The organism is Chitinophaga arvensicola (genome assembly GCF_900110835.1).
Taxonomy (GTDB): Bacteria; Bacteroidota; Bacteroidia; order Chitinophagales; family Chitinophagaceae; genus Chitinophaga; species Chitinophaga arvensicola.
In genome coordinates, this window is record NZ_FOJG01000002.1 from 736969 (window position 1) to 761053 (window position 24085).

Annotated in this window: 22 protein-coding genes; 10 read left to right on the top strand and 12 right to left on the bottom strand. The window is 48.7% G+C overall.

Annotated features, from left to right (window positions below):
• Positions 1-2: 2 nt before the first annotated feature.
• Entirely contained in the window at positions 3-614 is a 612-nt protein-coding gene (locus tag BMW79_RS20410) for a hypothetical protein (protein WP_089897562.1), read from the bottom strand.
• Positions 615-900: 286 nt separating this feature from the next.
• Here BMW79_RS20410 and BMW79_RS20415 point away from each other — a divergent pair, with 286 nt between their 5' ends.
• On the top strand, positions 901-1317 hold the full coding sequence (locus BMW79_RS20415; RefSeq protein WP_089897564.1) for a hypothetical protein: 417 nt from the start codon (positions 901-903) through the stop codon (positions 1315-1317).
• Here BMW79_RS20415 and BMW79_RS20420 read toward each other — a convergent pair whose 3' ends face one another.
• The 6 genes from BMW79_RS20420 to BMW79_RS20445 all read right to left on the bottom strand — a co-directional run bounded on the left by BMW79_RS20420 (position 1318) and on the right by BMW79_RS20445 (position 10525).
• Positions 1318-3207: a CocE/NonD family hydrolase gene (locus tag BMW79_RS20420; RefSeq protein ID WP_089897566.1), complete on the bottom strand. Its 1890-nt coding sequence runs from the start codon at positions 3205-3207 to the stop codon at positions 1318-1320.
• 30 nt (positions 3208-3237) lie between these two features.
• Positions 3238-4710 carry a RagB/SusD family nutrient uptake outer membrane protein gene (locus BMW79_RS20425; RefSeq protein ID WP_089897568.1) on the bottom strand — a complete coding sequence of 491 codons (1473 nt, stop codon included), beginning with the start codon at positions 4708-4710 and terminating at the stop codon, positions 3238-3240.
• Between the two features lie 12 nt (positions 4711-4722).
• Complete coding sequence (locus BMW79_RS20430; protein WP_177192262.1) at positions 4723-7989, bottom strand: SusC/RagA family TonB-linked outer membrane protein; 3267 nt, start codon at positions 7987-7989, stop codon at positions 4723-4725.
• Between the two features lie 541 nt (positions 7990-8530).
• Complete coding sequence (locus BMW79_RS20435; RefSeq protein WP_089897571.1) at positions 8531-8833, bottom strand: hypothetical protein; 303 nt, start codon at positions 8831-8833, stop codon at positions 8531-8533.
• A 13-nt stretch (positions 8834-8846) separates the two neighbouring features.
• Positions 8847-9737, bottom strand: a complete 891-nt coding sequence (locus BMW79_RS20440; RefSeq protein WP_089897573.1) for a DUF6929 family protein — start codon at positions 9735-9737, stop codon at positions 8847-8849.
• Between the two features lie 11 nt (positions 9738-9748).
• On the bottom strand, positions 9749-10525 hold the full coding sequence (locus BMW79_RS20445) for a GDSL-type esterase/lipase family protein (protein WP_218150390.1): 777 nt from the start codon (positions 10523-10525) through the stop codon (positions 9749-9751).
• 136 nt (positions 10526-10661) lie between these two features.
• Between BMW79_RS20445 and BMW79_RS20450 the strand changes: the two genes are divergently transcribed.
• Positions 10662-10991, top strand: coding sequence for an ArsR/SmtB family transcription factor (locus tag BMW79_RS20450; protein WP_089897576.1), 330 nt, complete (start codon positions 10662-10664; stop codon positions 10989-10991).
• A gap of 33 nt (positions 10992-11024) precedes the next feature.
• Positions 11025-11468, top strand: coding sequence for an SRPBCC family protein (locus BMW79_RS20455; protein WP_089897579.1), 444 nt, complete (start codon positions 11025-11027; stop codon positions 11466-11468).
• 32 nt (positions 11469-11500) lie between these two features.
• Here BMW79_RS20455 and BMW79_RS20460 read toward each other — a convergent pair whose 3' ends face one another.
• Positions 11501-12178, bottom strand: a complete 678-nt coding sequence (locus BMW79_RS20460; RefSeq protein WP_089897581.1) for a YiiX family permuted papain-like enzyme — start codon at positions 12176-12178, stop codon at positions 11501-11503.
• 52 nt (positions 12179-12230) lie between these two features.
• Between BMW79_RS20460 and BMW79_RS20465 the strand changes: the two genes are divergently transcribed.
• Positions 12231-12767, top strand: a complete 537-nt coding sequence (locus BMW79_RS20465) for a GNAT family N-acetyltransferase (RefSeq protein ID WP_089897583.1) — start codon at positions 12231-12233, stop codon at positions 12765-12767.
• Positions 12768-12825: 58 nt separating this feature from the next.
• Here the strand turns inward: BMW79_RS20465 and BMW79_RS20470 are convergent, their stop codons facing one another.
• The 4 genes from BMW79_RS20470 to BMW79_RS20485 all read right to left on the bottom strand — a co-directional run bounded on the left by BMW79_RS20470 (position 12826) and on the right by BMW79_RS20485 (position 16012).
• Positions 12826-13458: a murein L,D-transpeptidase catalytic domain-containing protein gene (locus tag BMW79_RS20470; RefSeq protein WP_089897586.1), complete on the bottom strand. Its 633-nt coding sequence runs from the start codon at positions 13456-13458 to the stop codon at positions 12826-12828.
• A 51-nt stretch (positions 13459-13509) separates the two neighbouring features.
• Positions 13510-13872 carry a hypothetical protein gene (locus BMW79_RS20475; protein ID WP_143059231.1) on the bottom strand — a complete coding sequence of 121 codons (363 nt, stop codon included), beginning with the start codon at positions 13870-13872 and terminating at the stop codon, positions 13510-13512.
• Positions 13873-13924: 52 nt separating this feature from the next.
• Positions 13925-14827, bottom strand: coding sequence for an SMP-30/gluconolactonase/LRE family protein (locus BMW79_RS20480; protein WP_089897589.1), 903 nt, complete (start codon positions 14825-14827; stop codon positions 13925-13927).
• Between the two features lie 357 nt (positions 14828-15184).
• Positions 15185-16012 carry a helix-turn-helix domain-containing protein gene (locus tag BMW79_RS20485; protein WP_089897591.1) on the bottom strand — a complete coding sequence of 276 codons (828 nt, stop codon included), beginning with the start codon at positions 16010-16012 and terminating at the stop codon, positions 15185-15187.
• A 117-nt stretch (positions 16013-16129) separates the two neighbouring features.
• On the opposite strand from BMW79_RS20485, the gene BMW79_RS20490 reads away from it, so the two are divergent.
• The 6 genes from BMW79_RS20490 (at position 16130) to BMW79_RS20515 (ending at position 24083) form a co-directional block, all read left to right on the top strand.
• Complete coding sequence (locus BMW79_RS20490; RefSeq protein WP_089897593.1) at positions 16130-17107, top strand: NAD-dependent epimerase/dehydratase family protein; 978 nt, start codon at positions 16130-16132, stop codon at positions 17105-17107.
• Positions 17104-17871 carry a DUF1295 domain-containing protein gene (locus BMW79_RS20495; RefSeq protein WP_089897596.1) on the top strand — a complete coding sequence of 256 codons (768 nt, stop codon included), beginning with the start codon at positions 17104-17106 and terminating at the stop codon, positions 17869-17871. Before BMW79_RS20490 ends, BMW79_RS20495 begins: the two co-directional genes overlap by 4 nt.
• Before the next feature lie 6 nt (positions 17872-17877).
• Positions 17878-18984, top strand: a complete 1107-nt coding sequence (locus BMW79_RS20500; protein ID WP_089897598.1) for an ABC transporter permease — start codon at positions 17878-17880, stop codon at positions 18982-18984.
• Positions 18985-19087: 103 nt separating this feature from the next.
• Entirely contained in the window at positions 19088-19510 is a 423-nt protein-coding gene (locus BMW79_RS20505) for a VOC family protein (protein ID WP_089897601.1), read from the top strand.
• Between the two features lie 259 nt (positions 19511-19769).
• A complete protein-coding gene (locus tag BMW79_RS20510) occupies positions 19770-20909 on the top strand; it encodes an efflux RND transporter periplasmic adaptor subunit (RefSeq protein WP_089897604.1) in 1140 nt (379 codons plus the stop codon).
• An 18-nt stretch (positions 20910-20927) separates the two neighbouring features.
• Entirely contained in the window at positions 20928-24083 is a 3156-nt protein-coding gene (locus BMW79_RS20515; protein ID WP_089897605.1) for an efflux RND transporter permease subunit, read from the top strand.
• Positions 24084-24085: the final 2 nt, after the last annotated feature.

Consider the following 24085-nt stretch of genomic DNA (forward strand, 5'->3'; position numbering starts at 1 on the left):
CCTCAGGTCAGGAGGCCCTTCACCAATGCCTTCCATTGCAATTTGGAGATGCCGATGGCCCCGGTAGATCCCACCACGGCATTCCGGATCTTATCGCCCAGATCGGCCGTTTGTGTATTGGGCACCTCATTACGCCCATAAACAGTAGCGGTGATCTCTGTAGCGTTACGCACCAGTACAAAGGAGCTGCTGGCCTCCTTACGCAGAAAATGTGCAATACCAGCGCTCTTTTGTATCGGATGCTCCGCCGGACGGGCCCTGATAAAAAACACTTCCTGGTGCTCATTCAGCACCACATGTTCCTTCTGCTCAATTTTTACCCAGTCGAATCCCTTCCCCGCATTGGTACCCGGCCCTGGAATATCTATCCTGATATACATCCCCGTTTCCGCCACCCCGTCTGCCGGCTTCCCGGCCAGATCGGTCAACTGGAACCCCGACGACATACTCCCGCTGATCTCCGCCCATTGATTCACATTCCCCAGCCTGTCTACCGCCGCTTTAAAAAACTCCCGGGCGGCCGCCTCATGTACCAGCTCCTTCGAATGCGAGGTAGTAGTGGCTTCGCCGGTATATTGTGCCGGAATAAAAGGTGCTGCAATATTATCTGCCATAACCATAAAATTTACCGGGTAAAAAAAATTATACGGATTAACGTAAAAAAACTTGTGCCAATTTTATATTACAGTACATTTGCGGTGTAAAAAGATCGGATAATGTAATTCCATCGTACCACACGATGCTACAGAGAAGTCTTCCAGCAAATCTGACCATACAGCGGCTATATTAAGCACGCACGTCCCACAACTGTCAACACGTAAATGATTGTAACTGCTCCATGGCGATAGCATATGCTGTGCGCCAGGCTAAACAATTTGTTGATATTAAAGATACGAAAACATGAACAGCATATACGCTCTTTTATTTGCTACACTCATCAACCTGGCCTGCACCAATGCAAAGCCCAATCAAAGCCCCGGCCGCATTGCCGGCAGATGGCTCCCGGTCAGGTCGATCATCAGCTGCATAGAAGACGGCAAAAAATCCTTCGAAAAAATTGATTCCAGCTTCACCCCCATGGACATCATGGTATTTAAAGACAACGGTACCCTGGACGATGGCGGAGAAAGATATGATGCTTATACCATCGACCTGAAAACCAAAGAACTGACCCTGTCAGAGCCCAATGGCGATGGTATCACCTTTAAAATCCGGACCATGAACCAGGACGAACTGGTCATTTTCCGGGAAGACCAGGAAGTATTTAAAAAGCAAAAGCGTCAGATGAAGCTGGAAATCTACTTCCGGCGACTCTGATCACTTCAACACCGGTAAAATGATCCCCGAAGAATGCGCGGCATCATGATAAATACGGATGGTAGCCTTTACAAAATCTTTTTCGTCTGCTTCATAAATATTGATAAACTGCTGCGGATTCCGGTCAGCCAAAGGAAACCAGCTGCTCTGTACCTGGATCATGAGCCGGTGGCCTTTCTGAAAAGTATGCGCCACATCGGGCAACTGGAACTTAACAGGCGTTACCTGACCCGGTGTAAAGGGAAGCGGCTTTTCAAAACTCTCCCGGAAGCGTCCCCGGAAAATATCTCCCCTCACCAGCATCTGGTACCCTCCCAATGGATAAGGACCACCTGCATCACGGGTTTTATTGGGCGGCGGCGTATTCGGATAACGGAAATCATCCGGAAATACATCAATTACTTTCACCACAAAATCCGCGTCACTACCGCTGATGCTTACACGCAGATCCGCAGTAATGGTGCCTCCGATAGTCAGATCCTCCTTCAGCACCTCTGTTTCAAAGGTCAGCACATCCGCGCGGCGCGAAGCAAAACGCTGATCATCCGTCATATAATCCCGGGTACGGATGTAATGCACGTCCTGCGTATAAGGCACAGGATGCGCTGGATCGCTCACGTATTCACTGAAACCGGTATTCCCTTTCTGCCACGATAATCCGCCATTATCCTGCAGGAATATTTCCTTTTCTTCGGCCACCGGCGGCCAGCGGTCAAACTGACGCCATTTGTTCTCCCCACTGAAAAAGATATTCGCCTCGGCCACATCAGCCAACTGCCCCTTTCCCTTGAGATAATAATTAAAGAAAGGCACTTCTATATGCTCCTGGTACCAGGCGGAGGTATTCTCACCAAACTGTACATTGCCCAGGTGCGTGCCGTCGTTGGCCGCCCATTGACCATGATACCAGGGGCCCATCACCAGTTTATTAAAATGAGTGGCAGGGTTTTTCTGCTCTATTGCTTTGTATAAATTCCAGGCGCCATAACAATCTTCCGCATCAAACAAGCCGCCTACCACCAGCACCGCCGGCTTCAACGCGCTTACATAATTACGGGGATCCCGGGCTTTCCACCAATCATCATAGTGCGGATGCGACACAATTTCTTTCCAGAAAGCGAGACTATCGCCCGTTAACCGGGTAAAGTTTTTGATGGTACCTATCTTGAGAAATGTACTGTAATTATCTGCACAAGGCAGCTGCAACGCCTGTACAGGCGCTACCGAAACCGGCGCCGGATGAGGATAACCAAACCCTTTGGTATAAAAACCAAAACAATCCATCAGGAAAAAGGCGCCGTTATGGTGGAAGTCATCGCCATGAAACCAATCGGTCACCGGCGCCTGCGGACTCACCGCCTTCAGGGCCGGGTGTGCGCTCAATGCGGCCATGGTGGTATAAAATCCGGGATAGGAAATACCGAAAACACCCACCTTACCATTATTGCCCGCAACATTTTTCAGCAACCAGTCGATGGTATCATAGGTATCACTGGCCTCGTCAATCGCAGTGCCCTGCTTATCGGGGTTAAACGGACGGATATCCTGGAATTGTCCTTCACTCATCCAGCGTCCACGTACATCCTGTATAACGATGACATACCCCTCCGCCACATAGCGCCGCCAGTAAGTATTCCAGAGGTTAGGAGTAAATTGCTTTGCACCATAAGGCGCAGCAGAATAGGGCGTCCGGGTCATTAAAACCGGGTGCTTTTCACTTTTATCTTTTGGTGAATAGATGGTAGTAAATAAATGTATACCATCACGCATCGCGATCCGGTGCTCCTCTTTGTTGTAATGTTCCTTTATCCATACGGAATCTACGGCATGCTGCCCCCAGGCCGGGAGCACCATAAGTGCTCCCAGCATCATAAAAATAATTCGCTTCATCCTGCTCTGTTTAGTTCAAACCGCCTGCCATCATGGATTCTGAGGGAAATTGGTTGGATCGTTATGAATATCTATTTCGCTTTGCGGTATGGCAAACAATAACCTGTTCGGGGTCAACACCGGTGAAGTAAGATTGTACTCATTCTTGAGGTGTGCCTGCATAATGGCCAATCCTTTTGAATAGCGGATCAGATCAAACCAGCGGTTGTTTTCAAAGGCCAGTTCTACCCTGCGCTCTGCGAAGATGGCATCGCGGAAACTGCCCTGATCCGGGAGTTCCGTCTGTGTTTTACCAAGCAATCCTGCCCTTCTTCTTACCTGGTTCAGGAAGTCGAAAGCAGAACCCGGACCTGTAGCGGCGCTATATCCCTGCTCATTCAGTGCTTCCGCCTGCAGCAGCAATACATCTGCATATCTCAATACCGGGAAACTATTACCACCATCACCGGTAGCGCCCGGAGGATCCAGGTATTTCTTTACATAGTTACCAGGTTGTGTGGTAGTGGCGTTTTTATACGAAACGGTGTCCAGCGAGGCAATCAGCCTTTTATCACCCGTTTCATAGGCCGATACGATATCATGTGTAGGCCGGTTGTTGTTGGAACCGCCATAGGCGACACCGTTAAAGTAGAAGGAAAACGGCACCATGTCTGTAAAGAAGTAGTTACCCTCCGAAGGACTTAATCCTTTTTTAAACCGGATGGTAAACAACACTTCCGGATTAATGGCTGCAGCCGGGTTATATAACGCGGCATAATCTGTCAGCAACGTATAGCCGGTCACGTTTTTCAGCACGGTAGTCGCTGCAGCCCATTTCTTCTCCGTCACATATACTTTTCCCAGTAAGCCGTTCGCGCTGCCTGCCGTAGCACGGCCATAGTCGTTCGCGTTGGTGTATACTGCGGGAAGTGAGCTGGCAGCAGCCTGCAGGTCTTTTTCTATCTGTGCATATACTTCTGTTACGTCGTTCCGCTTGTCGTTCTGCGCTTCCGAAGTAGTTTCTGTACGGATCACCAAAGGTACTTTTCCATACAAACGCACCAGGTCGAAGTACACAAAAGCCCGCAGGAACAGTGCTTCTCCCTTGAATTGTTTTTTGGAAGAATCCGGGATAGCGGAAGCATCTATTTTGTCGAGTACGGCATTGGCCCTGGAAATGGTGAGATACGCTCCCGCATATACGTCGGTGAGGAATGGATTGGTAGTGGTTTCTGTGAAAAGATCTATCTGTGAAGCTACGCCACCCAATGCACCACGATCGAGGATATCGGTATTGTCACTGCGTACTTCCATTAGGTAGTAAGCGGATTTACCATAGCTGCGGGTATTCTGCAATCCGTCGTAGATGGCATTTACTCCCTGCTGGAAATCGGCCGTGGTTTTAAAGAAGGTGGATGTCGTTTGATTCGATACCGGCGGAAGATTGATAAAGTCTTTACTGCAGGAAGCTATGACGGTTACGAGCGACAACCCTGCTATTGCTTTTATAATATTTAACTGCATAAGTTCCTGTTTTTAGAATGAAAGATTGATACCTGCGGTGAATGTTCTTGGCAGCGGATAGGTGCCGTAATCCTCACCCTGCGACAATGGGGCATCAGGACGGGCATTCACTTCCGGGTTGTACCCGGTGTAGTCGGTCCAGGTATAAATATTCTGTCCGGACAAATACACCCGCAGGCCCTGGATCTTATTATTAAACAGTCGTTGATTAAAGGTGTAACCGATGGTCAGGTTACGTAAACGTACAAACGAACCATCTTCCACAAAGAAGGAACTGGGCTGGGTACTGTTACCCGTAGTTACCCTGTTAGGGCGCATGGTATTGCCATCACCCGGATCTGTGGGGGATTTCCAGTAACCGGTTTCTTCAATCATCTGGTTGGCGTTTCCTTCACTGTTATACAGGAAACGGCGTTGCAGGTTCATGATTTTATTACCGTTTACCGCCTGTAAAGCGATGGTGAGGTCAAAGCCTTTGTAACGGAATTCGTTGCTGAGTCCCCAGATGAATTTAGGGAAATAGCTGCCGATATCTGTGCGATCGTTCGCATCGATTTTCTTGTCATCGTTTACATCCACAAAACGGCGGTCGCCGGGCTTCGTGCTCGCATAATGCGGATAAGCGTCTATGGCAGCCTGGTCTTTGAATACACCGCCATTCACATAGCCATAGTAGCTACCGATCGGTGAGCCCACTTTGGTGATATAGAGCTGTGAGATGGTACCGTTACCACCATCAGAAATGATGGGGGCATTGTTGGCACCCAGTTGCAGTACTTCGTTTTTATTGGCCGAAATATTAAAGCTGGTGTTCCATACAAAAGGACCGGTGAAGTTGCGGGTATTTAAACCGAATTCCACGCCACTGTTGCGCACCTTACCAATGTTCTTTAATGCCTTACCAAAACCGGAACTCAGTGCCACCGGCACTTCCAGCAACAGGTTGGAGGTAGTAGCACGATAGTAATCGGCACTCAGATAAATGCGGTTGCTGAACAGGCCGATGTCTAACCCGGCATTGAGTTGTACCGTTTTTTCCCAGGTAAGATCAGGATTCGCCGGTTGTGCCAGTCCTACCCCGTTTACTGCTGTACCTGCGCCGCCGCCCAGTACATAGCCATTGGAAGCCAGCAGATCGTATGCGGCGTAGTTGGCTATCTGGAAATTACCGGAAGTACCGTAGCTCACCCTGGCTTTCAGTTCAGAGATGGCTTTTACCTTGAAGAATGATTCGTTGCTGATCAGCCATCCGCCGGATACTGCGGGGAAATAACCCCATTTGTTGTTGGCGCCGAAACGGGAAGATCCGTCGCTGCGGATGCTGGCAGATACAAAGTATTTATCGTCGTAGTTGTAGTTCACCCTTCCGAGGTAGGACAACAGCGACCATTGCGATTCTGTGGAAGTACCGCTGGTAATGGTAGCGGCATTCAGCGTTTGTACGGCATCGTTAGGGAAGCCGGTACCGTAGGTTTCGTTGGCTTTGGTGGTGTTCTTCTGGGAAGTGTACCCTGCCAGCACATCGAATTTATGTTTGCCGTGAATATCGAACTGGTAGTTGAGGGTATTCTCCCAGAGCCAGTTTACAGATAACGCAGTTTGCGCAGATCCTTTTGGAATGGTGGGAGCTGCCTGTTGTATTGGCTTGTAGCTACCCAATGTGGAAGGCCGGAAATAATTACGGCTGAAATGATTGATATCAGTACCAAAGAAAGTTTTAAACTTCAGTCCTTTGATGATCTCGTATTCGGCCCAGGCACTACCCAGGTTGCGCACGTGATCCAGTTTATCTTTGATCTGGGTGGCCAGTGCTACCGGGTTTTCACCACCGGAGTAGCCATAGGCCCAGATGTTCTGGCGATTAGTGGCAAGTGAACCGTCGGGATTATATACAGGGTATACCGGGGACGCTTTCAGGGCATTACTGAGAATGCCGTCGAATGTCCACGGACCTTCACTATTGATCAGGTCATAGTGATCTACGGTCGGGTTAACGGTAACGCCTATCTTTAAACGGGAAGTCAGTTCCGCTGTAAGATTAGCTCTCAGTCCATATCTCTTATAACCGGAGCCCAGGATAATTCCCTGTTGATCGAGATAGTTACCGGAGATATAGTACTGGAATTTTTCACTGCCGCCCGAAGCAGATAACGTATGATTCTGGATAGGTGCGGTTCTGAACAGCGCATCCTGCCAGTCTGTATTGGTAAGTCCCTGTTGTCCTGCCAGGTAAGGCAGTATTTCCGGTGGAATCTGGAAATTGGAATTGCCCCTGGTGGCGTTATCATCGGTAATGCTACCTGTTGGCTTGGAATCCAGGTACGCATTGTTTTTAGCATCGAAGCTGAATTTGGACCACTGGTAGGCATCCATCAGCTTAATCTTTTTACTGACTTCCTGGAACCCGGCATACATGCTATAACCAAAGGAAGGAAGACCGCCGGTCTTTCCCTTTTTGGTGGTAATCAGCACCACACCGTTGGATGCCCTGGAGCCATAGATAGCGGCGGAGGAAGCATCCTTCAGGATGTCTATCGACGCAATATCGTCGCTGTTCAGGGTGCTGAGGGGATCAGGAGATTTCTGGAAAGACGCCTGTCCGGTGATGTTCACCATATCCGTGGCTCCCTGTAAATTCTTCAGGTCGTTCGACAACGGTATCCCGTCTATTACATACAGCGGATCAATACCGGCGGAGATAGAGTTCAGCCCACGGATACGTACGCTGATGCTTCCGCCCGGAGCGCCTGTATTCTGCAACACCTGCACACCGGGTACTTTACCGGCAATGGCCTGTTCAAAACTGGTTACCGGCTGATCTTTCAGATCAGCAGCCCTTACAGATGCCACCGCGCCGGTGATTTCCCGGCGGCGTTGTACACCATACCCCACTACCACTACCTGGTTCAGGGAGGAAGTGGATTCTTTCAGGCGGATGCTGACAGGCGACTGCTGCCCTTCGCTCAGCGTAATACCGGCCACCAGCCCGGGTTCATAGCCGATAGAGGTAAACTGGAAGGTGTAAGGCCCGCCAACAGTCAGGTTGGGAAAGCGGAAAGTACCGCTGGCATTGGTTTGTGCAGAAACCGTGGCACCCGTCGTTTCGTTTTTGGCCACGACAGATACGCCCGGCAGGGCTTCCTGCTTTTCATTCTGCACCGTACCGGTAACGGCCGTATGCTTTTCCTGCGCCAGCAGCTGCAATGGGATTACGAATGCGAGGAATAAGATGGCGCTCCGCCATTTTTCCTTTAAAGAACGAATGTAAAAAAAGTCCATAGGTAAATTTTGAGGCCCCGCGCAGGTGGTTGCCATGTCTGCGGTAGCGTAAGCACGCGTTTTAATGCTTACCGTTATTTCCAGGGCCAGTTATAAAACTGTTGACAAATTTGATGATGGCTGAATTGTGATATTGGATTTTCAGTTTACCGCATTAAAAGTAACAACAAGTTTTTAGTCTACCAAATCAATAGACTAATAAAGGCGCGGTTATTTTGCAGTAGATAAATTCAAAGGGTTTATACGACGGCAATGTACTGCTAAAGTATGCATCATCAAAGCAGCCCTGTCCGGAAACAAACGATTTCCCCGGAAAACGGACAAGCAGGGGTTCAATTAGTTGCACTATCTATTGATTATCAGCGGGAAGAAGGTGGGTATTTTCTTAGCTCCTGTATTCACTTATCACAAAGGGAAAGCGGAAATCTGCGTTGGAAAAGAGGGCGATATCAGTAGCTGCCTCAACGCCGGCAACAGGAATAACCCTATCATCAGAACAATACTTACAAAGGCGCCATGATAGCGCCTTTATAAGTGTATATTATTTTACAAAAAATACAACGTCTTCGCCATCCGGCTCGCTGTCGGCCAGTTGCTCTTCCCAACCGGGAGGCAGCTTGAAAATTTTATCCAATCCACCGAGTAACTCCAGCCAACCGCTCATTTCATCAGATACTTCCAGTGTTTCTCCTTCCAGTGTTTTAAACGCCAGGAAAGCCGCTTCTCCCGGATACGCATATACTTTGTATCCGGCAATGTGGATCACATCTGCCCAGAAAATAGTGTTATCAATACCCTCATCATATTTTACATACAGGGTACGTTCGTCGAACTGTATATCCATATCACGAATAATTTTATTCCGCCTTAAAGATAAGGTTTACTTTAAATAAACGGCTGGATCCGGCATCGTTATCGGATACCAGGTGAAGCGTCAGTTGGTTGTCCTGTATACTTTCCACGCAGATCCCTTCTATCTTTTCCCCTTTAAAGGCGGGGTCCGTGGCTGTCAGGTTCAGCAGGCCGTCTACCGCCAGTGTGTTTTGTGATAATTTCCGGGAGATGTTACTGATCCATCCGATATAACTATCGCCGATGGCGCCGTCATCATAGGCATTGGCGGTGGCTTCGGAAGAGAAGGTGCACAGCAGCAGATCTTTCCCTGCCACATAACACAACTCAGATATGCCTGCAAATACAGGCGTTGGCGTTACTAACGTAACCGGTACTACGCTGAGCGGGAAATCTTTCTCCCAGAAGCCCGGCTTTGTCAGGATAAAATGATTCTCGGGCCAGGTATTGTTACCGCGGTTACTCAGGAGCAGGTGATCGCCGATCAGCGTGGCACCTTCGATGTTCAGCTCTTTGATAGCGCTTTGCTGCAATTGTGCGATGAATGCCGCCGGATAAGGTAATATCTCATGACTGTCGGCCGCCGGGAGCGGCACCAGGAGCAGCTGCCGACGCTTTTCTGTAGCCAGTGAGCCGGATGCCATCAGGTACGTATATCCGTACCACGGAATCAACGCAGACGCCTCGTAATCCGCCTTCACGGCCTTGGGTATCCGCTTTTCTGCGGAGGCGGCAATGGAGATCTGCTTCACTGGTTGGTAGGCGGTATCCAGCACAAGGATGCTGGTAGCATCATCGCCGATCAGGTACAGCCTTCCATCCTGGTATTCGATGGCGGATGCAGAAGGAAAATCCGGTAACAGTAACGTACAAATGAGTGTAAGCACGGCTTTCATGAGGATGCTGTTTATTTTAATTTACTCACCACCTGTTTAATGGCTTTCCCCCACAGGCTACCCAGTACTTCCGCTCCTTTGGCATTCGGGTGCAGCTGAAAAATGCCTGCGCCGCCATGTTCCTGGATGAACAGGTCCGGATGCTTCTGAAAGTAGGTGAATCCATCTTTATAGCCGATAAACACCTGGCCGGGATGTGTGGTCCGGTAGCTGGCGGCAATCGCATCCAGTACCGGGAAATAAGATTGCAGACGGGCCTGTCCTTCTGCAAGGTAGCGGGAGCTGTTTTGTGTATTCGCACTATACCAGATAGGGCGGTGTAAAATAACAATGGCGCGCGGGTAATTACTGAACAGCTTATCCAGTATAGCTTTCACATTGGTGCGGTATTGTTCCGGCGATACCGGCGATCCGTTAGGGCCTTCTATGGCGCTGTCGTTGGTACCCAGCACCATGGAAAATACCAGCGTGGCATCCGTATCGTTTTTATACACGTCGGCCGCCTTTACTACGTTGTTGAATAAACGATTGGTAGCAGGTAAAAAATCCACCGTAGTAGAACCGCTTACACCCTGGTTACTGTAATTGATCACGGTACCCGGCATGGCCTGTTTCAGCCATTCTATGGCTTTCACCGGCGGCGCTTCGGTAAGTGGATGTTCGAGGCCGCCTCCCTGTGTAATACTGTTGCCAATAAAAACAATGTCCAGTTTTTTGGTTTGTGCTACTGCGGAAATACCCGCCAGTAATATGCCGGAGCAAAGGGCAACGGATAACTTTTTCATCATGATAGTAAAGGTTCAAACTTCAAAATAACACCTTCAACGGATAAGTCAGTATTTCCTGCTTAAAAAAATATTTTTCCGTAACCAAATGGTTACATATATTTGTAACCGAAAGGTTACATAACATAAAACTTTTACCGTGAGAAGAGATGTATTTCAGGCAATAGCCGATCCCACCAGGCGACAGATCATCGGGTTACTGGCCACCAGTTCCCTTAATCTCAATGCCATCGCAGATAATTTTGATATCAGCCGGCCGGCTATTTCCAAGCATATCCGGATACTCACGGAATGCGGACTGGTCACGATCCGGCAGGATGGCCGCGAACGCCTTTGCAGCGCCGATCTCCAGCAACTAAAAGAAGTAGCTGAATGGATCGCACAATACCGTGAATTCTGGAACGGTAAACTGGATGCACTGGACAATTTCCTTACCAGGTCTCCCAGGAACCGCAGAAAAAAACAGTAGTCATTTTAATTATTCATCTATAAAAAGTTCACCATGAGTAACTCCCCACTGGTCATTGAACGTACCTTTGACGCCCCTGTAAAAGCAGTATGGGATGCTATTACAGACAACAAAAAAATAAGACAATGGTATTTCGACATTGCCGATTTCAAACCTCAGATAGGATTTGAATTCACCTTCACCGTAGAAATGAACGAGCGGCAGTTTGTACATCTCTGCAAAATCACCGATGTGATCACCGGTAAAAAACTCAGTTACACCTGGCAATACCAGGGCGTGGCAGGATCATCTGAGGTAATATGGGAACTATCGCCGGAAGGAGATAAAACAAAGCTGAAGCTAACGCATAAGGGTATACACAGTTTCCCGTATGCTACAGACCGGGCTTTTGTACCGGAAAGCTTCTCCAATGGCTGGCATCATTTCCTGGACAAGGCGCTACCCGCCTACCTGGAAAAAGAAAAAGTCACCGTATAAGACACTTCTCTTTGCGGTGGTACAGGGTGGGATCAATTCCCGCCCTGCGCCACCGTTACCAGCAATGGCGACGAAAACATACTGACCGGGGAGATAATGCGCTCCTCCAGCGGAACATGGTCGCCATAAAGGGTTTTCATGATCTTCTTCACAGCCGGACTGCTCAGGTCGAAGTCCCGCATGGTTTGCAGCTCCCCTATCTCAAGACCGGTACCTGCTTTGTAAATCTTCCATACCAGCTCCGAACAGTAAATCCGGGTATCAGACCAGGCGAAATAAGCGTCATAATCTTTCCCGTTATATTGCTTCCCTGCGGTTTTCATGCGCCCGATCACCTCAGGCGTAAGTACGGTGGCCGCGTCTTTCAGTCTTTTCAGCACAAAATGCCTGCGCTGACCCCGGTTAATCCATTGCTGCAAAGGCGTATATCTCACTGGTTGCAGCGCTTCGTATACATACCACTGATCATCTCTCTTAAAAATTATCCCGCAATGACTATATTTGGAATGTGTAGCCAACTGAATGGCCGTGCTCAGATCTGATTCGGACACCTGGAAAATAATATCCCCTTCCTGTACAGCAGGAATACCAGCGGATACTTTTTTGGTGAGATGTTTGCCCGTTAAATTATTTCGCGCTGCCAGCACAACGCCTGTGACCAGGGCCAACAATAACAATACTGATAGCAACACCTTTTTAAAACCCGACATAAACCCGACATTTTTATAAAAATAGATCCTATTATTATATAAGCCATCAAAAATGAACGAAATACTTATCGTGCCTGCTATTACCGCAGAAGTGGAATTACTGCAGCAAGTTGCCCGTCAGACCTTCCAGGAAAGCTTTGCCGCTGACAACACACCGGAAAATATGAAGCAATACATTCAGGATAATTTCAGTATTCAAAAATTGTCAGCGGAACTGAGTGAACCCGATTCTGAGTTCTATTTTGCCATGCTGAAAAACCAACCGGTAGGCTACCTGAAAGTCAATTTCCGGTCCGCCCAATCCGAATTGTACAACAGCCGCGCAGTAGAACTGGAACGGATATACGTATTAAAATCACACCAGGGACAAAAGATCGGCCAGCAACTGTTCAACCAGGCCCTGCAACTCGCCATGGAGGCCCGTGCGCCCTTCCTGTGGCTGGGTGTATGGGAACATAATACAAAAGCCATTGCTTTCTACCAGAAAAATGGTTTCGTAGAATTTGCCACCCATGCCTTTCAACTGGGCACTGAAAAACAAACCGACCTGGTGATGAGATTAAATCTGCCCCTGCACAAGTTGCAATAGACGGATGTAATTATAACGGCGCCCTTTTTAGTTCCTAAAAAGCGGCGCCCATGAATCATTACTTGTAGATCCACAACAGCATGGGTTTTGCCGATTCATCCATGTAGTGCTGCAAACCCGCAAAATAGTCCGGGTTCAAAGTAGGACAACCATCACTGCGGCAAATGCCCTGCTCCTGTACTGCAGCAGGTACGCAGGCATGACTGTGAAGCACCACGAAACGATCAAACGCTTTGCTGTTACTGCTGTCCAATCCATACAATTTATAGGCAATCCCAAACTGCCCGCTGTATTTGCCACCTATACGATACTTTCCAAGGGAAGAACAACGGCTGCCGGGTACATTGGAAAAGACGACCTTTTCTGCGCGAAAATCAGGTCCCTGGCCATGCGCCACCAAACCAGCACTAATTATTTTATGTTGTTGCAGGTCGTAGCAAATGAAGCGTTTGCCACCTGAAAACACATTGAAGTCGATTAGAAAGGCGTAATGTGTATTGAAACCATGCCTGCCTGCATATAGTGCCAATGCCTGTGCTTTCTGATGCACAAGGGCTTCATCGGGCGCCATTACCGGTTTTATTACCATAGTCACCGGGGCGGTGACATGCGAAGGACTGCTTTTTTCTTTACAGGCAGCCAGGCAAATAATTACCAACAGCCACCCGCTCCATACTTTAAAACGTCTCATGTCTTTCAGATGCAGCGGGTACTATTTTCCATATGCAGGAACCTGTTTTTTTTATTCCCAGATATCCCTGATATGAATGAGGATAGAATAACGTCCGGTAGGTGGGTAATGCCCGATATGCAGCTGTGTTTCGTCAAAAGGCAAAGGCAGTTTATCTGCATACTGGAGATACAATTCCTGCACCACCGCAATCGCTTCTTCCTTATTTTCCACCACCCATGATTTCGCGGTCTTCTGGTTATCGAACTGCTGATTAAAGGCTTTCCTGGCGGTTTCTGTCTGCTCAAAAGGTACTACTTTCAAGGTCCACACCTCTCCTATTTTTTCCGGCGCCACCGGGGTATCCAGGTTTATCTTAAACCTTTCCAATCCCGCAGGATCCAGTGCACGCATGATATCCATCGCAACTGACATAATGTAATATTTTCTGAGCGCAATATTACAACTTCCCGGAAAAATAGCCCGGTTATTCCGCTCCTTTTACGTTCATCAGTATGCGGTAAAAGCCTTTCCCGGCAGTGATGAACAGGATATTATTGTCTTTCCCGCCAAAACAGGCGTTGGCAGTCCAGCCTTCGGGCACGGCTATCTGACCGATCTTTTCGCCATTTTTATTCACCACAGTAATGCCGCTGCCACAGAGATAAAGATTGCCTTCCTGATCCAGCGCCAGGCCATCCGTGGTTTTATTGGCCATCAGATATGGGTTGGAAAGACTACCATCTTTATTCACCTGGTAGCGGAACACTTTTCCGGCCTCGATATCGGCTACATATACGAGCTTGCCATCGCGGGTACCGATGATCCCGTTTGGCTTTTTGATATCTGAAATGGCTACCACGGCTTCTTTAGCACCGGGTGCTAGGTAATAAACATTTTCTTCTTTCAGATCGGGCTGTTTACGTTCCCAGTAATCGCGCTGGTAGTAAGGATCTGTGAAATACATCCCACCATCGGGCGCTACCCATACATCATTGGGACCATTGAGCCGGTGCCCTCCGAAGTTATTGACCAGCACTTTTATTTTTCCTTTGGGAGAGATGGACCAAAGTTCATCTTTCTCATCCGCACACGCAATCAGGTTGCCTTTACCATCGAAATACATCCCGTTGGAGCGGCCCGCTTTTTCTACAAAAACAGAGAGTTGTCCTTTGGTACTGTATTTCCAGATCTTATTGTTGGGCTGATCGGTAAAAAAAACATTGCCTTTTTTATCGGCAGCAGGACCTTCTGTAAAAGCGAACTCTTTTGAAATCAGTTCCAGTTGGGCATTTGCAGCCACTGTTGGAGGAATTGTGTCGGCTACCATGGCGCCTGCATACAGGTACCCCATGCTGAGTAGTAACGTGGAATAAAGTTTAAACCGCATATCGCTCTGTCAATTTCTACAATTGTAATAAATACCGGGGAGAATATTTTCTAAAATTGAGCGCAATGGTTGATAAAAATGGTAAGGCGAAAGGTTAATACCTTGTACAGTGCAGGCAACAGTCCGTTTCCCGTCTCCGAAAAAAAGGCGGATCGGGAAGACAGAAGTCACGTAAAAAACAGCTTAATATTTTTTGGGGTAACCAACGCTGAATGACATTACCCGGCTTTAGAATGGCGTTCTGGTCAGGTATATCGGGATGTTAATCTTCATGGTGAAAGGTCGTGTACTGATTACGGAGGCAAAGTTATCGTGATTAACCACCTCATCATAGTACAAAAACGACATATTTCAGATTTACTCCATGATTTTATGCAGGCGTATCGTGGTTTTAAGTTCTTCCTCATGAATAAAGGAAGGGGTAATACCCGCAAATTTTTTGAAGTCGCGGATAAAATGCATCTGGTCATAGTAGCCGCTGTTATAGGCTATTTCCGTCCATGTTTTTTGCGGGAACTGTTCTTTCAGCTGGTAAGCTTTACAGAAGCGGATCAGGCGGGCATATTGTTTTGGCGGCATCCCGAGCCGCTCCGTGCATTTGCGTTCAAACTGGCGCAGGCTCAGACAGGCCAGGGAAGCCAGTTGTTCCATTGTTACATTTCCGCCGGTGCTTACCAGTTCGGCCATGGCCTGATCTACCGGCAGCAGAGGTTTTAACCTGGAGATCTTCTTCAGCAGGTAAAATTCAATAATACTGATCATATGGTCCCAGTCGTCTGCTTCTTTCAGGCGTTCGGTGATTTCTTCAATCTCGCTGCCAAGGAATAAACGGGTATCAAAATCCTGTTCATACATTTCAGACATCGGTACTTTCAGGAGCCGGTGCAAACCACTGGGCTGAAAAGCAACACACAGCGCCAGGTGGCGGTTACCCATATCGAGTGTAACGGCCTGGTCCTGCGGACCAATTGTTACGCAAACGGCTTTGGTGATATATGCTTCGTTTCCGGGCTTTAATACTTTGATAGGATCTTCCAGGTAAAAAATGATATATCGCTGGTAGGCAGGTACAAACCGGTAGATATTGGACAGGGACTGGGTCTTGGTAAAATCGACCCCATAGATACTTATACAGTTCACAAAATCCTGCAGCGCAGGGTGTGGCTTATATATTTTCGACTTCATTGACTTCTTCGGCTATAGGTATTCAGTACGTGAACAAATATATACAAATATTAAAAAAAGTCAACCATTGCTACTAATCAGCGTTACCTATTAGTTGATTATATTTTATATTTAAAGATGAAAATTGCGATCACGGGTGCATCCGGCTATATAGGCCAGGTGTTGGTTCCACTACTGCTTTCCGATGGACATACCCTTCGTTTGCTGACCCGGCGCGCGATCCCGGACGATGCACCTGCGGGACTCACTTTCGTACAGGGGCACCTGTTAGCGGCAGCCGCACTTCATGAACTCGTGGCCGGCGTTGATGCCGTTATCCATCTGGCAGCTATGATTTCGGTAGATGATAAACCGGATGAAAACCTCTTCCGCATCAATACCGGCGGCACCCGTCTACTGGCGGAAGCAGCACAACATGCCGGGGTAAAACGGTTCATTCATCTCAGTTCTGTTACCGCCTATAACCAGGCACCGTACGATACTATTATGACGGAAAACCGTGCTCCCGCAGTAACCACACAATACGGATACGACTACTCGAAAGCGGTATCACAGGCTATTGCACTCGAACATAACGGGCATGGTATGGAAGTCGTGGTGCTGGCGCCTACTGCCATCATGGGCCCGTTCGACCGGCAGCCCTCCCTGATCGGCAAAGCCGTTATCAATATGTACAAAGGGAAAATACCCGCCCTCTTTCCCGGTGGGGTTGATTTTGTAGATGTACGGGATGTAGCCGGCGCTATTGTAAGCGCCCTGCACCGGGGTAGCCCAGGCGCCTACCTGCTGAGCGGGGAATGGGCCTCCCTCGTTACCCTTCACAAGGAAGTAAGCCGGATAAAAGGACGGCCGGTAACGCTGCGGGTAGTACCTTTGTGGCTGGTGTTCAGTTTGCTGCCAATCGTGAGAATGCTGGCAGCCATCAGCGGCGGACCGCCTTTTTATACGCGGCGGTCGGTGTATAACCTGATTTACAGCAATAAAAAAATTGATCATTCAAAAGCAACGGCCGAACTCGATTTCCGCCCACGCCCTTTTTTGGAAACCTTACGTGATACCATTGATTGGTTCAGACAAACCGGCGCTATCAAATGATTAACTATTTACCACTACACAACTACGTGCTCTTTATCTGCTGCTGGGCAGCTACCGGCATCGGCGCCGGCATCTACCTGCTGCGTAAAGATGCCCCCTACGGCCGCTACAGCAGTGATCAATGGGGCCCCATGATCTCCAACAAACTGGGCTGGCTTTTCATGGAAGCCACAGTGCTGGTCACCTTCCTGGTATGGATCCCCGTCCGCACCTTTCCGTGGAACTCACCCTCCGGTGTAATGATCGGTCTTTTCTTTCTGCATTATATACACCGCAGTTTCGTATATCCGTTCCTGATACGCACCAAAGGCAAAAAAATGCCGGTGGTGATCATGCTCTCGGCTATGCTGTTTAATACCGTGAATGGTTCGTTGCTGGGGATCTGGTTTGCAGTGTTTGCAAATTATCCGGACAACTGGTATTTCACACCAGCATTTATTGCCGGTATCCTGCTGTTCTTCACCGGGCTTTTCATCAACTGGCGTTCCGATTACCAGCTGATCCATCTCCGGAAAAAACACGAAACCGGTTATAAAATACCTCAGGTGGGCCTTTTCAGGTATATCTCCTCTCCTAACCTGACCGGCGAGATTCTGGAATGGGGCGGTTACGCATTACTTACCTGGAGTTTACCGGCACTGGCCTTTTTCATCTGGACCTGCGCGAACCTGGTACCCCGTGCATTGGCCAATCACCGGTGGTACCAGCAACAGTTTCCGGAATACCCGGCCAACAGAAAAGCATTACTCCCTTTTATCTGGTAACAGCATATGGCAAAGAAATATAGTCAGTTGAAAGCAGCGTTGGTATTGGCAAAGGCAAGTCTGATTGCCACTTTGCGGAGTCCTACTTCCGTCGTATTCGCCCTGTTGTTCCCCATTATTTTTGTCACCGTTTTCGGCGCGATGGTAGATAATACCGCCGTGAAGGTAAAGATCGTATTATCGCCGCAAAGCGATACCAGCAGCCCGATGTATGCCGCCGTCAAAGCCATCAGCATCTTTGACCTTTCTCATGGCAGCGACTCCGCCGCTATGCTGGCCGATCTCAAAAAAGGACGGATTGCCGGCATCTTGTACCTGCACCCGCCCATTATTACCAACGGGGTGCCCCAGTTTGGCACCGACCTGCTCGGCAGCAGCGCCGTAGCAGATAAGATGCCATTGATACAGGCCGCCCTGCAGGAAGCTGCCAGTCAGGTAAACCGGAAAGTATTGCCGGATCAACCCTTACCCGCCAGTATACAGGTAATAAATATTCCCGGCAGGGTATACCGGCAGATCGATTTTATTTTACCCGGCCAGCTGGGCTTTTCCCTGCTCATGGCAGGCGTATTCAGTTCGGCTTTTTTATTATTCAACCTGCGGTACACCCTCGTACTGAAACGCATATACGTTACGCCTATCAGTCGCGCGGCATTGCTGCTGGGTGAAATGATCAGCCGCCTGCTGTTCCAGATCATCTGCTTTATCATTATCACCGCATTGGGCTACTATGCATTCCACTTCACGCTCGTAAATGGCCTGATCACCTTTTTGGAAATGTTGCTGTTGTCGGTTTTCGGGCTGGTCATTTTTATGGGCATCGGGTTTATCATCAGTGGTATCATCCGCAATGAAAGCTCTATTGCACCTGTGGCCAACACGCTTACCGTACCACAGATCCTGCTGTGCGGCCTGTTTTTTCCGATAGATAATTACCCGGTATGGCTCCGCACTTTTTGTGAAATGCTGCCCCTTACTTTTTTTGTAGACGGATTACGAAAAATTGCCTTTGAAGGATTACATATCTGGCAGATCCCGGTACAAATGGCAGGGCTGATCATCTGGGGCGCCATCATTTCCATCCTTTCCATCAAACTGTTTAAATGGGAATAGGCAGGTTGTCGCAACTGACCCTGTTATTGGCGTATATGCCCTCCTGATGATGCCCGGAAGCCACGTACCTTTAAGTCATCTTCCTAAACAAAAAAATAACATCATGGCAGCAGTGAATCCTTATTTAAATTTTAACGGCAATTGTGAAGAAGCATTCAACTTTTATAAAGACGCATTCGGCGTACCTTTTGAAGTGCTGACCCGTTTCGGCGAAATGGATAATACCTGCGCAGAAGGCGAAAAAGATAAGATCATGCACGTGTCTATTCCACTTGGCCACGGTTCCTACCTGTTCGGCAGCGACCGTCCGGCACATTTTGGTCCAGGTACCGCCGGCGATCTTTTCAATATTGCTATTGCTGCAGAGAACGAAGCAGAAGCCGATAAACTGTTTACAAACCTCTCAGCAGGCGGACAACCGATTATGCCAATGGGCAAAGCTCCCTGGGGCGCTTACTTTGGTATGCTGAACGACAAATTCGGTATTTCCTGGCTGATCAATTATGAATACCCTAAACAGGGCTGATAACCATTACAGGAACCACATACATACAGCCGGTCCACGTCCAGTGAACCGGCTTTTTCATGCACAAACCGCCACCTTCCAACCCGGTTTAACAGTGTTTAACACTGTCATAATAAACTAATGCATACCGGGTTCGTCTAACTCCCTGTTAGCCAGCTACGGAATAATTATCGCCGGTTTTTGAACAATCCATTCCGGCGGATAGTTACTCATAAGTACCTGATTGCTGTCTGTATTATTAAACGAACCGTCAAATGCTATGAGTAAGTCTACAATGGCTCTTCTTCTCCTGATTCTACTGGGCGCCTGTAAAAACAATAAAAGTGGCACGAAAGACGCCACCCCCAAGCCGTACCCGGTGATTACCCTGAAACCGCAGAACGCGGTCATCAACGCCGACTACCCCGCTACCATTATGGGCATCCAGAACATTGAGATCCGGCCTAAAATAGACGGCTATGTAGATGCCATCTATATCGACGAAGGCGCTACCGTTAAAAAAGGGCAGCTATTGTTCCGCATCAGCGCGCCCCAATATGAACAGAATGTGAACACCGCAGCGGCCAACATCAAAATAGCCGTAGCAGATGTAAACTCCGCCCAGATGCAGGTAAACAAAGTGAAACCCCTGGTAGAAAAAGATATTGTCAGCGCCTACGAACTCGAAGCCGCCGCCTACACCCTCCAGTCGAAACAAGCCGCACTGGCACAAGCCCAGGCAGCCTACAACAACGCTAAAACCAATTTAAGTTATACCACTATTTATAGTCCGGCCGATGGCGTAGTAGGCATTCTACCCTATAAGATCGGCAGCCTGGTGAGCAGTACCACCGCCAATCCGCTTACCACTGTATCCAATATCACGCAGATCTACGCCTATTTCTCCATCAACGAAAGACAGGGACTTGATTTCTTCCTGGCTTCCAAAGGCGCTACCATGCAGGATAAATTGGCTACACTGCCACCCGTTACACTGGTACTGGCCAATGGCATCACGTTACCCCGGCAGGGACGCGTGGAAACGGCCAGCGGATTGATCAATCCTTCTACCGGTGCGCTCAATATGAGGGCTACCTTTTCTAATCCGGACGGACTGGTACGCAGCGGCAGCAGCGCCATCGTACGCATTCCACAACCCATAGACACCGCCCTGCTGGTACCTCAGAAAGCAACTTTCCAGATCCAGGGAAAACTGTTTGTGTATGTAATGGACAGCGACAATAAAGTGAAATCAGTAGACATCGGCTCCAACGCCAGTGCAGCAGGACAATCGTTCGTGGTACAGCACGGCGTAAAAGCAGGCGATAAAATAGTGGTAGACGGGATCAGCAACCTGCGGGAAGATCAGCTGATCACTCCCCGCGCCGTGAACGCCGACAGCGTGTACAAAAGCCTCTGATCCATTTAAAAAAACAGTATGTTAAAAAGATTTATAGAGCGGCCGGTATTGTCCACAGTGGTGTCTATCATTATTGTCACGCTGGGTATATTGGGACTGGTATCCTTACCCATCTCCCAATATCCTGATATTGCGCCTCCCACCATCCAGGTGCAAACCTCCTACAGCGGCGCCAATGCCGATGTGGTACTGAAAAGCGTGGTGATTCCGCTGGAACAGCAGATCAATGGCGTGGAGAACATGGACTATATTACCTCTACCGCCGGCAACGATGGTTCCGCCAATATTACCGTCAGCTTTAAAATAGGCAGCGATCCCAATATGGCAGCGGTGAACGTGCAGAACGCCGTGTCCCGCGCCACGCCTTTACTTCCGCAGGAAGTTACCCGCTCCGGCGTAACCGTACAGAAAAAGCAAACCAGTAACCTGCTCATCTTTTCACTGTATAGTACCAACCCCTCCTTCGACCAGACCTTTCTCCAGAACTACACCGATATCAATATCACCCCGGTGATCAAACGTATTCCCGGTGTAGGCGATGCTTCTGCCTCCGGTAACATGGACTACTCCATGCGTATCTGGTTAAATACCCAGGCCATGGCTTCTTACGGACTGGTACCTGCGGATATTACCGCCGCCCTGGCTGAACAGAATATCCAGGCGGCCCCCGGACAGTTTGGTGAGAGCGGTGGACAGGCATTTCAATACGTCATCCAATACCCCGGCACCCTCATCGATACCACCCAGTTTGGTAATATCGTATTACGGAGCAACCTGCGCAGCCGCTTACTACGACTGAAAGACGTAGCCCGTATTGAACTGGGCGCCCTCAGCTACTTCAACAGTACCCGCACCAACGGCTACCCTGCCGTATCCGTAAGCGTGGCACAGGTAGCCGGCTCCAATGCCCGCGATGTGATCCAGCAAACGCTGAAGGTAATGGAAGACGCTTCCAAAACGTTTCCCAAAGGCGTGAAATATGTAGTGCTGCAAAACGTAGATGACTTTCTTACCGCCTCGATCGACAAAGTATTACATACCCTTGTCGAAGCATTTATACTGGTGTTTATCGTGGTGTTTATCTTCCTGCAGGATTTCCGCTCCACGCTCATACCGGCTATATCCGTTCCTGTGGCGATTATCGGCACCTTCTTTTTTCTTAAACTATTTGGTTTCACCATTAACCTGCTGACATTATTTGCCCTCATCCTGGCTATCGGGATTGTGGTAGATGATGCTATTGTAATCGTGGAAGCAGTACATGCCCGGCTCGATACCGGCTATAAATCTGCCCGCAAAGCGAGTATCGACGCACTCGATGAAATTTCCGGCGCTATTATTTCCATTACACTCGTGATGTCGGCCGTGTTTATCCCCGTGAGTTTTATCGGTGGTTCTTCGGGTATCTTCTATAAACAGTTCGGCCTTACGCTGGCTATCGCCATCGTGTTATCCGCTATTAATGCGTTGACGCTGAGCCCTGCGCTCTGCGCCATTTTCCTGCGTCCCCACGGTGAGAAGCATACGAAAATGAACCTGCTGCAACGCTTCTATCATGCGTTCAATGTGGGCTTCGAAAGACTCACAAAAAAATATACAGGTACCCTCAGCTTCTTCGGTAAGCATAAATGGATCCCGGTACTGGTGCTCGCCGCTTTCTGTGTGGGGTTATTTGTGCTCGCGCGTATGACACCTACTGCTTTTGTACCGGAAGAAGATCTTGGTACGATCAACTGTAATATCAGTCTGCCGCCCGATGCCTCTCTACAACGCACCGATATCGTGGCCCGTAAAATTGAAAAAATCGCCGGTACCATCCCGGAAATCAACAACGTGCTGGCAGTTACCGGCCGTGGACAACTATCCGGCACCGGCAGCAACTACGCCATGGTGGTAATGCGGCTGATACCCTGGAATCAGCGCAGCCGAACTATTCAGCAGATCATCAAAGAACTGAATAAGAAAACTGCGGATATGACGGAGGCTGAGATCAAGTTCTTTGCACCAGCCACCATACAGGGTTTCGGCGCTTCCAATGGTTTTGCTTTTCAATTGCAGGATAAAACCGGCGGTGATATTGCGCACTTCTATAAAGTGAGCAAAGACTTTCTGACTGTATTGAACCAACGCCCGGAGATTCAGTTTGCGACCACTTCTTTCAATCCTAATTTTCCGCAATACATGATGAATATCAACGTGCCGAAGATCAAGGATGCAGGATTGAATGTAACCGATATTACGAATGCGATGCAAGGCTACTACGGTGGTATCTACGCTTCCAACTTCAACCAGTTCGGGCAGCAATACCGCGTGATGGTGCAGGCTTCGCCGGAATTCAGGATGACGGATGAAAGTCTGAATGCGGTATTCGTTCGCACCGGCGAAGGTGTGATGGTACCTGTTACAGAGTTTGTACATCTCACGCAAACCTACGGCCCACAGGCCATCACCCGGTTTAACCTCTTTAATTCCATCAGCATCAATGGTACACCCAATGCTTCTTTCAGTTCCGGTGAAGCCATTGCGGCTATCCAGGCATCTGCGGCGGAAACATTGCCCACCGGCTTTGGATTTGAGTTCTCAGGAATCACCCGCGAAGAACTGGCTGGCAGCAGTCAGACGATCTTTATTTTCCTGCTCTGCCTCATTTTCGTATACCTGTTGCTCAGTGCGCAGTACGAAAGTTATGTATTGCCGTTTGCCATCCTGCTGGCTATTCCCGTGGGTATTTTCGGCGCCTTTCTCTTTGCGATGCTGTTTGGCGTGAGCAATAATATTTATGTACAGATCACCCTGATCATGCTCATCGGGTTGCTGGCAAAGAATGCGATATTGATTGTAGAATATGCGGCAGAAAGAAGACGCACCGGCATGAGCATTACCGAAGCTGCCGTTAGCGGCGCCCAGGCAAGGTTACGGCCTATCCTGATGACATCGTTCGCTTTCATACTCGGACTTATTCCGCTGATGCTGGCTTCCGGCGCAGGCGCCAACGGTAACCGTTCTATCGGTACCGGCGCTGTGGGCGGTATGTTGGTAGGTACCGTGTTTGGTATCTTCATCACCCCTACTTTGTTTATCATCTTCCAGACTTTACAGGAAAAAATAAAACGTGCACCGGAGAAAGAGGAGGACGAAGAAGAACAGCCACCGGCTGCTGCACCCGCACCTTAAAC

Bases quoted from the DNA above. Each gene is read 5' to 3' on its own strand.
- BMW79_RS20425 (WP_089897568.1), bottom strand. From the start codon at position 4,710: ATGCAGTTAAATATTATAAAAGCAATAGCAGGGTTGTCGCTCGTAACC.
- BMW79_RS20430 (WP_177192262.1), bottom strand. From the start codon at position 7,989: ATGGACTTTTTTTACATTCGTTCTTTAAAGGAAAAATGGCGGAGCGCC.
- BMW79_RS20480 (WP_089897589.1), bottom strand. From the start codon at position 14,827: ATGCGGTTTAAACTTTATTCCACGTTACTACTCAGCATGGGGTACCTG.
- BMW79_RS20510 (WP_089897604.1), top strand. From the start codon at position 19,770: ATGAGTAAGTCTACAATGGCTCTTCTTCTCCTGATTCTACTGGGCGCC.
- BMW79_RS20420 (WP_089897566.1), bottom strand. From the start codon at position 3,207: ATGAAGCGAATTATTTTTATGATGCTGGGAGCACTTATGGTGCTCCCG.
- BMW79_RS20440 (WP_089897573.1), bottom strand. From the start codon at position 9,737: ATGAAAGCCGTGCTTACACTCATTTGTACGTTACTGTTACCGGATTTT.
- BMW79_RS20495 (WP_089897596.1), top strand. From the start codon at position 17,104: ATGATTAACTATTTACCACTACACAACTACGTGCTCTTTATCTGCTGC.
- BMW79_RS20485 (WP_089897591.1), bottom strand. From the start codon at position 16,012: ATGAAGTCGAAAATATATAAGCCACACCCTGCGCTGCAGGATTTTGTG.
- BMW79_RS20460 (WP_089897581.1), bottom strand. From the start codon at position 12,178: ATGTCGGGTTTTAAAAAGGTGTTGCTATCAGTATTGTTATTGTTGGCC.
- BMW79_RS20475 (WP_143059231.1), bottom strand. From the start codon at position 13,872: ATGTCAGTTGCGATGGATATCATGCGTGCACTGGATCCTGCGGGATTG.
- BMW79_RS20435 (WP_089897571.1), bottom strand. From the start codon at position 8,833: ATGGATATACAGTTCGACGAACGTACCCTGTATGTAAAATATGATGAG.
- BMW79_RS20515 (WP_089897605.1), top strand. From the start codon at position 20,928: ATGTTAAAAAGATTTATAGAGCGGCCGGTATTGTCCACAGTGGTGTCT.
- BMW79_RS20455 (WP_089897579.1), top strand. From the start codon at position 11,025: ATGAGTAACTCCCCACTGGTCATTGAACGTACCTTTGACGCCCCTGTA.
- BMW79_RS20445 (WP_218150390.1), bottom strand. From the start codon at position 10,525: ATGATGAAAAAGTTATCCGTTGCCCTTTGCTCCGGCATATTACTGGCG.
- BMW79_RS20465 (WP_089897583.1), top strand. From the start codon at position 12,231: ATGAACGAAATACTTATCGTGCCTGCTATTACCGCAGAAGTGGAATTA.
- BMW79_RS20415 (WP_089897564.1), top strand. From the start codon at position 901: ATGAACAGCATATACGCTCTTTTATTTGCTACACTCATCAACCTGGCC.
- BMW79_RS20410 (WP_089897562.1), bottom strand. From the start codon at position 614: ATGGCAGATAATATTGCAGCACCTTTTATTCCGGCACAATATACCGGC.
- BMW79_RS20490 (WP_089897593.1), top strand. From the start codon at position 16,130: ATGAAAATTGCGATCACGGGTGCATCCGGCTATATAGGCCAGGTGTTG.
- BMW79_RS20505 (WP_089897601.1), top strand. From the start codon at position 19,088: ATGGCAGCAGTGAATCCTTATTTAAATTTTAACGGCAATTGTGAAGAA.
- BMW79_RS20500 (WP_089897598.1), top strand. From the start codon at position 17,878: ATGGCAAAGAAATATAGTCAGTTGAAAGCAGCGTTGGTATTGGCAAAG.
- BMW79_RS20470 (WP_089897586.1), bottom strand. From the start codon at position 13,458: ATGAGACGTTTTAAAGTATGGAGCGGGTGGCTGTTGGTAATTATTTGC.